2 protein-coding genes and 2 tRNA genes are annotated in these 1,469 nt (G+C 40.9%); 1 reads left to right on the top strand and 3 read right to left on the bottom strand.

Annotated features, from left to right (window positions below; translation table 11 throughout):
- Nucleotides 1-353 precede the first annotated feature (353 nt).
- Nucleotides 354-428, bottom strand: a tRNA-Arg gene (locus COU47_01065).
- A 124-nt stretch (nt 429-552) separates the two neighbouring features.
- Nucleotides 553-792, bottom strand: a complete 240-nt coding sequence (locus COU47_01070; GenBank protein PIR69806.1) for an NrdH-redoxin — start codon at nt 790-792, stop codon at nt 553-555.
- An 86-nt stretch (nt 793-878) separates the two neighbouring features.
- On the opposite strand from COU47_01070, the gene COU47_01075 reads away from it, so the two are divergent.
- Nucleotides 879-952 (top strand) — tRNA-Gly (locus COU47_01075).
- Nucleotides 953-954: 2 nt separating this feature from the next.
- On the opposite strand, the gene COU47_01080 is transcribed toward COU47_01075, so the two are convergent.
- Nucleotides 955-1,329, bottom strand: coding sequence for a hypothetical protein (locus COU47_01080; GenBank protein PIR69807.1), 375 nt, complete (start codon nt 1,327-1,329; stop codon nt 955-957).
- Nucleotides 1,330-1,469: the final 140 nt, after the last annotated feature.

The following is a 1,469-nucleotide window of genomic DNA, read 5'->3' on the forward strand; positions in this document are numbered from 1 at the left end:
GAACAACCAGCCCTTCGTACCTCTAAATATGTTGAATTGTCTCATGACTCCGCTTTGTTATGGAGTCTCAAATGTTTCTGAACTTATGCAGAGCAACAAGAAAACACCATTTTTGGTGTTTCTTCTCTCCTAGCTCTTTGGATTAAAAAATTTTCTTCCCCCAAAATCGAATACAAATTGGTCGCCGAGCGAAGCGAGGCGAACCAAAACTCTTTGACTTTTCCTACGTGGTGCCCTCGGAGCGCCCAAAACACTTGTACACAAGTGTGTGGGTAAAAATCGTACCCAACTACCCCGCGGGATTGAAATGCTCTGGAAGAGTATTTCAATTTCCTTTATGTATTTCTTTACAGAGGTCTCCCCGGCAGGAATCGAACCCACATCTAGCCCTTAGGACGGGCCTGTTCTATCCATTGAACTACAGGGAGACCTCTGCAAAGAACATTCAACTACATGAGCCTGCCTTCTATATTACGAGCAAGCAGACAATCTGTACTTTATCACAAAAGTCCCGCTTTCGCGGGACATTTGAAATTAAAAAAACACTTTTGTTTACATCCCAAGTATCTCTTTAACCTTGTCTTCATCAAAGCCCACAATTATCTGCTCTCCAATAACAATAACCGGCACTCCCATCTGACCACTTTTTTCCACCATCTCATTTCGTTTGTCGGCATCTTCTGCAACATTATAGTCTGTATATTCAATATTGTTTTCCTTAAAGAAGGCTTTGGCAGCCTGGCAAAAATGACAAGTTGGTGTACTGTAAATGGTGACTTCTTTTGCTTCCATATTAGATATATTTAATGAGTAATGTTTGGAAAGTATATCATAAACACGCGGAATCCTGATGTAGTACTTTCCCATACAAAACCAACGCGAAATTAGTTAAGTGGTATAACGCTAGCTTCCCAAGCTAGGATCACGAGTTCGATTCTCGTATTTCGCACCAGTCTACCAAGGCCAAACTGGTCGCCACCATTCATTTTTTGTTGACCCGGTGTCACCTCCTTCGGCAGTTGGTCTATCGACAATGATTATGAGCCCCTCTCCTTCTCGCGCCACTTCAAATTGCTGTCTAATTTCTTCTTCTATACCGCGGCTTGATTTTAGATGTAATACTTCAGCCTGCAGTTGCCGTTTTCTATTACTTAGTTCCTCTAATTTTGCTTCTGTATTAATCTTGTTTAGGTATGCCTCTCTCTGCTTTTGATAAATGTTCCATCCTCCCTTAACCAGCGCAAAAAGTAAAATAAGTAATATTATTGTAAAAATACGCAGAGCTAACACTTTCAGCATATTTTGCTTTTGTTGTCTAAAACCACGCATATTAGAAATTCTTAGCGAGCATAGCAAGTTTACAGGTTCTTATCGTGTCAAGCGAGGAATATCGCGAAAACGTGTTTTCATGATATCCGAGCGATGACACGATATGCTTTGCATAAACCCTATGAAATTCTTGCCGAAGG

Source organism: Candidatus Niyogibacteria bacterium CG10_big_fil_rev_8_21_14_0_10_46_36 (assembly GCA_002772995.1).
In the GTDB taxonomy this organism is placed as follows: domain Bacteria; phylum Patescibacteriota; class Minisyncoccia; order 1-14-0-10-42-19; family 1-14-0-10-42-19; genus 1-14-0-10-46-36.